Source organism: Deltaproteobacteria bacterium (assembly GCA_019309045.1).
Lineage (GTDB): Bacteria > Desulfobacterota > Syntrophobacteria > BM002 > BM002 > JAFDGZ01.
In genome coordinates this window covers 1-5373 of the sequence record JAFDGZ010000134.1, presented here as the reverse complement: position 1 = coordinate 5373, position 5373 = coordinate 1, and the positions used below count along the sequence as shown (strand labels likewise).

The window sequence follows — 5373 nt, the reverse complement described above, 5'->3', positions numbered from 1 at the left end:
TTGTTGTCACCGATCGAAGTCCTCCCCCGGATCTGAGCTTCGAGTCGAAGACAGTCGAGCCGAGACCCGCTCCACCTACTTTATAGCTGCAGGCGTCATTTGAATGGTTCTGGTACGGTGGCTACAGCTGGTCCCATAATGGGGATCACCTGTGCCGCCACTCAGAGCTCCCATTCCTCCCTGATTGCCGCTCTTATGTCGCGAGCCCCGTGGATCACAGCCAGTATCCTCTGAGCCAGCGATTCTATAAATAATCCGGTAATTACCGTAAATCACTTCTCGCAGCTCAGGGTTTTCAAGCTCGGGAACCTCTCGCCCACAGCGAGGCATCATTTCAAGCTTCCTGGTCGCCGCAATAAGAGCTTTCACAAACCTGGCGGCATATATCCTGGAATCTTTTGAAATATACTCGAAAATAGCCTGCAGATTACTGCTTGCCCTCTCAGTCCATTTTATCTGGCCCATTGATCAACTCTCTCCAGCAATTCCTCGGTTGTCAGCAACCTGCCGGCTTCAGCGTCTTGAAGGCCCTCGAGAACCTGGGCTACAAGATGAACTCTGTACATTATGTCTTCCGGAGAGCATTGATCTGGTAATCGCTTGATCGTTTCAATCGCAGTCTCTTTCAGCAAATCCATAGAAACACTCCTCTCATAAAAGCAAACGTCATCTGCATGATGGCAGAGGGCGGTACGTCCATAAAATTATAAAATTCTCTGCAACAGTAGAAAACATGCGACACAGAGCATGGAGCATCCTTCGACCCTTTCCATAAACTCAGTGGAATGGACCCTGCTGTTCAAGGTGTCATCAAGCCTCTTCCACCCTGTAAAGCTTTTCCGAATCCAGCAGTAAACTACACAAACATCAATCCTCACGGGAATAGACGGTGTATTTATGCGCTTTGCCCTTGACTTTATCTACCGGGTATTTTCGCTCATTGATCTTCAACCTGCCTTGATCAGATTCTTATGGAGTGCAGCCTTGACGCCGCTGTGCCTCTTGAAGGTGCGTCCTTCTTTCAACAGAACTGTTGTTAAAGCATAAAAGCTGGCATAGTAAAGATTCCTCACAGCGACCGTATATCTACCTGCACCGTAGTCGCTGCGAGCAGCTTCCATGGATTCATCGGCTTTATCCATCCAGTAGTTGATCAGCACCTGTTTATGTTTACTAGCGGTGGAATCGGGTACACTCATCGGACAGCAATCCCCACTCGATTTACTTCTTCATGAATAGGCAGCAGAGTGCAGAAGCCGCTCTGCCAGTCATGGATGGTGTTGACTATAATGCTGATCACAACATCGTGTTTCATCTCCACATCAAAAAGCGCTTCGATGATTGCGTGCCGATCCTTCCAGTGAAGAGGCTCCGTTGTCAATAAAAGCAGATCAATGTCCGATTCCTCACTGCTATCCCCCCGGGCCTTAAGACCAAAAAGTATGACATCTTTAACCGGATACCTTTCCTTGAGGATTCTTGTGGCTTCCTTTATGGCCTTCTTTTCATTGTGTCTGAGGGGCAGGTCGTCAATGGTTTTCATGGTATGTCTCCTGTTCTGATGATTCTGTCGATTTTTCGATGGGTACATACCGTCACGAAAACTGTCAGGAAATAGGCGCCAGGGAGAGGCATCTGTCGCTTCTAAACTAGACTACTTTTACCACCCCATTCTGTCAAGAAAGCCAGTCGAAGGGGGCCCATCCATAAAATGATAAAATTCTCTCCTATCACAGAAAGCTTAGGGCTTTGAGCGTGGAAGTCTTGTCGCTTCGTTAAGATTCTCAAACAGGCCATTGTTTCTGTAACCGCCCCCAAACGCAGTCTAAAGCCTGCGGCTACCGGGTTCTGGGGCTGATTGGGGGCAGTCAGCATTGTTTTGTTCTTATGATACTTCACCCGGTTGACACATCCGGTCAAAAAATCGAATTAGCTCATGCTTCACCTGCATGATGGCTTCGCCTGATAGCTGTGTACCTCACGCAAAGGCGCCAGGGGCGCAAATTGGTGGAAATCGTTTCTGTGATTCGTCTGCATGAAGGCCTTGCCTGATGGCAGGCTGCCTCACGCAAAGGCGCAAAGGCCGCAAACTAGCAAGACTCGTTTTATGCTTCCTCTGCATGAAGGCTTCGCCTGATGGCAGTGTACCTCACGCGAGGACGCAATGGGCGCAAATTAGTAGGACTCACTTCTAGGCTTCTTCTGCTTGATGGCTTCGCTTGATGGCAGGGTAACTTACGCAAAGGCCTCACCTGTAGCCCTGTTAACAAGATCGGGGGGAAGACTACTCTGCTGCAAGCAGAGAAGTTCCGCAACAGCGGAACTTGCTGGGAAGATAGCGGGCAATGAGAAGAAGCTTGCTTCTTCTCGATGTGCGGTGTCTCACCAGCTGGCTTCACATCGATCTCCTCGTCGAGGCTACCAATCATTGCCAGAGGCCCTCCCCTTTGCGCCCTTTGCGCCTTTGCGTGAGACCCCCTGCCCATCAATGATCCTACAATCACGGCTGCAAAACCTGCTATAGGGGCAGGCAGGACCGGGAAAGCCTCTCCTACAAAATACTGACAGCCCAGTGATTTATTGTAATATTCTTGCAATGCTATTGCAAAAATGCCTTGCCTTTTTGCAACAACAATGCTATTTAGTTCCTATGACTCTTCATCCCAGAGGATTGCTGCCACTTCTTCAATCGCGTCTGGCGCGGTGGCCGGTGACGGTTCTGACCGGTGCGCGACAGACCGGAAAGACCACGCTGGTTCGCGAGCTCCTCCCCCCTGACGACAAGGGCCCCCCCGTATACATTTCGCTCGACGACCCGGACGAAAGACTGCGGCTGGCAACCGACCCGGTGCGGCGTCTGGACCACGGCAGCAGGCTGGTAGTGCTCGATGAAATCCAGAAGCAACCTACCCTGCTCGACGCGGTCAAGGTGCTGGCGGACCGGAAAAAGGCCCACCGGTTTCTCCTCCTCGGATCTTCCCAGATTCTCCTGCTTCGGCAGGTGCGGGAGACACTCGCCGGACGGTCCACCTTGCTGGAGCTGTGGCCCCTGGCTCTGATAGAAAGAGTCGGAGGCCAGGCAATTCCATGCTCCGGCCTAGATCGCGTGTGGCGGGATGGAGAAGTTGCCCTGCGCCACATGGCTGAAAGCCCCCCCTCTGCCGACACCGCCCGACTCTGGAGAGGCCTGGAAGAAGACCATCTTCTCTGGGGCGGCTATCCCAGAATCGAGCAACTGGCCGAGGAGGACCGACGTGTCTGGCTCCGAGACTTCCGCCGAACTTACCTCGAGCGGGATCTTGCGGATCTGGGGCGGGTTGCAGATCTGGATCAGTTCGCTCTCGCCCAGAACCTGTTTGCTGCCCGCACCGGCCAGCTCCTCTCTTACAGTGAAGTCTCCCGGGAGCTCGGTGTGGCGGTCAACACTGTGAAGCGGTATCTGCGTTTTCTCGAAATATCGTACCAGGTTTTCCTCCTTCGCCCTTTGCTTCCTACCACTACCGCACGCCTGATCAAGAGTCCGAAGCTGTACTGGACAGATCCCGGGCTTGCCAGACTGCTCTCTGAGCGTATGAGTCTCTCTGACGGCCCTCTGTTTGAAACAGCAGTTCTCAATGAAGTCTTGAGATGGTCGTCCTGGCAGAGGCATCCCCCTTCGCTCCATTTCTATCGCACTCGTGCCGGCCGAGAGGTTGACTTTGTGATGTACGCCTCCCATGGCATCCTGGCTATGGAGGCCAGGGCCGGAACCAGGGCCCATCGGGAAGATGCTCGGCCGCTCGAGGAACTCCTTGACAAGCTCCAGCCACCAGGTATAAAGGCTGACGCCTGGCGTCTCGGCCTGGTTGTGAATCGCGGGCGCGAAGTAGAACGCCTCAGCCGGCACGTCTGGGCTGTGCCGGACTGGCGGCTTTTCGGCCCTACTGGCCAACCTTTGTCCTGAAACGAGAGACGGGCACGTCCATAAAATCATAAAATTCTTTCCATTGGTATAAATACTGGCCGCCGGGCAAGGAACTGTAATCCTCTCTGGTCAATTCAAACATCTGATTTTTAAACTGGCTGCGCCTTTCTTGCCTCCTCTGAGTATTTGTCAAGGGAGTCGATAAGTTCGCTGGCAATTTCTTCTCTCAAATGTTGAGGCTCCAGAACTTCTGCTTTGTTGCCATAGCTCAGTACCCAGTGCCTGACTTCATCAGTTCCCGCGACTTCGGCGGTGAAGATTATTGAACCATCTTTTTGCGGCTTTATCTTCTGGGTGTGGTGCCAGATTTTTTCTTTGATGTAGCCGGCAACGCTCTTGTGGAAGCGGATTTTGACTTTTACCGGCTTGTCGTGGATTACCCGAAAGGGGCTCTGCATGTAGGATGCCAGGTCAAAGTCTCTGGGAATCTCGAAGGTGCGGTTGGTGACGTTCATCATCTTGATGCGGTCCAGCACAAACATGCGCACCTCATTTCTCAGGTGGCAGTGGCCGATGAGATAGAAGGTGCTGTCAAAGAACATGACCTTGTAGGGATCCACCTGGCGGCGGTTTTCTTCGCCTCCCCTGCTCATGGTCCTGTAGATCATATCAATGGTTCTGTGGTTCACTGCGGCCTCGTTTATCTGCTTGATGATCTCGCGGAAGCGGCGGTAGTCCTTGTGGGGTTTGAAGCCGATGTAAAGCGTCTGCTCAACACTGTCGAGATAGGCGAGGGATTCCGGGGGCAGAGTGGTTTTGATCTTCTGGAAGAGGGATTCCAGGGATTCATAGAACATGGTGCCGCGGAACACGCTGATGAGATCGCGGCTGAAGTAGAGGGCCATGAGTTCGGTGAGGGTGAAAGGCACCGGCAGATGGTGCTTGTATTCGTCCACCACGGACCAGATGCCCTTGCCGTCGATGCGCTCGGAGTAGATGGGAAAGCCGGCTGCCTGCAGGGCCTCCAGGTCGCGGTAGATGGTGCGCGGGTGGCAGTTTTCCTCCTTGACCAGCTCGGCAACGGTCTTGCCGTGCTTGGAGGTGATGAGTGTCTGAATGATCCGCCACTGCCTGGCTAACTGATCTCCTCGTGCCATTTTTTCACCTCTCGCCAAGGCGCAGAGCGCGGGAATTGTTGGAATTGTTCTGGTGATTCGTCTGCATGAGGGCTTCGCCTGATGGCAGGTTGCCTCTCGCAAAGGCGCTAAGGGCGCAAATTGGTTGAACTCGTCTTTGTGATTCGTCTGCGTGAGGGCTTCGCCTGATGGCGGTTGCCTCTCGCAAAGACGCTAAGGGCGCAAATTGGTTGAACTCGTCTTTGTGATTCGTCTGCGTGAGGGCTTCGCCTGATGGCGGTTGCCTCTCGCAAAGGCGCTAAGGGCGCAAAGAGATGGCTTCGCGTTACTTGT

The 5373-nt window shown here is 53.1% G+C and carries 6 protein-coding genes; 1 reads left to right on the top strand and 5 read right to left on the bottom strand.

Annotation, left to right across the window (positions count from 1 at the left end; all coding sequences use genetic code 11):
- Window positions 1–75: 75 nt before the first annotated feature.
- From JRI89_16455 to JRI89_16440, 4 genes are all read right to left on the bottom strand, one after another.
- Complete coding sequence (locus JRI89_16455) at window positions 76–465, bottom strand: type II toxin-antitoxin system RelE/ParE family toxin (protein MBW2072825.1); 390 nt, start codon at window positions 463–465, stop codon at window positions 76–78.
- Entirely contained in the window at window positions 453–638 is a 186-nt protein-coding gene (locus tag JRI89_16450) for a hypothetical protein (protein MBW2072824.1), read from the bottom strand. Before JRI89_16450 ends, JRI89_16455 begins: the two co-directional genes overlap by 13 nt.
- Before the next feature lie 309 nt (window positions 639–947).
- Window positions 948–1199 (bottom strand): HEPN domain-containing protein, encoded by a 252-nt coding sequence (locus JRI89_16445; protein MBW2072823.1) that lies wholly within the window; start codon window positions 1197–1199, stop codon window positions 948–950.
- Window positions 1196–1543 carry a nucleotidyltransferase domain-containing protein gene (locus tag JRI89_16440; GenBank protein ID MBW2072822.1) on the bottom strand — a complete coding sequence of 116 codons (348 nt, stop codon included), beginning with the start codon at window positions 1541–1543 and terminating at the stop codon, window positions 1196–1198. The genes JRI89_16445 and JRI89_16440 overlap by 4 nt, the downstream gene beginning before the upstream one ends.
- Before the next feature lie 1167 nt (window positions 1544–2710).
- On the opposite strand from JRI89_16440, the gene JRI89_16435 reads away from it, so the two are divergent.
- Window positions 2711–3943: an ATP-binding protein gene (locus JRI89_16435; GenBank protein ID MBW2072821.1), complete on the top strand. Its 1233-nt coding sequence runs from the start codon at window positions 2711–2713 to the stop codon at window positions 3941–3943.
- Window positions 3944–4053: 110 nt separating this feature from the next.
- Here JRI89_16435 and JRI89_16430 read toward each other — a convergent pair whose 3' ends face one another.
- Complete coding sequence (locus JRI89_16430) at window positions 4054–5061, bottom strand: transcriptional regulator (protein MBW2072820.1); 1008 nt, start codon at window positions 5059–5061, stop codon at window positions 4054–4056.
- Window positions 5062–5373: the final 312 nt, after the last annotated feature.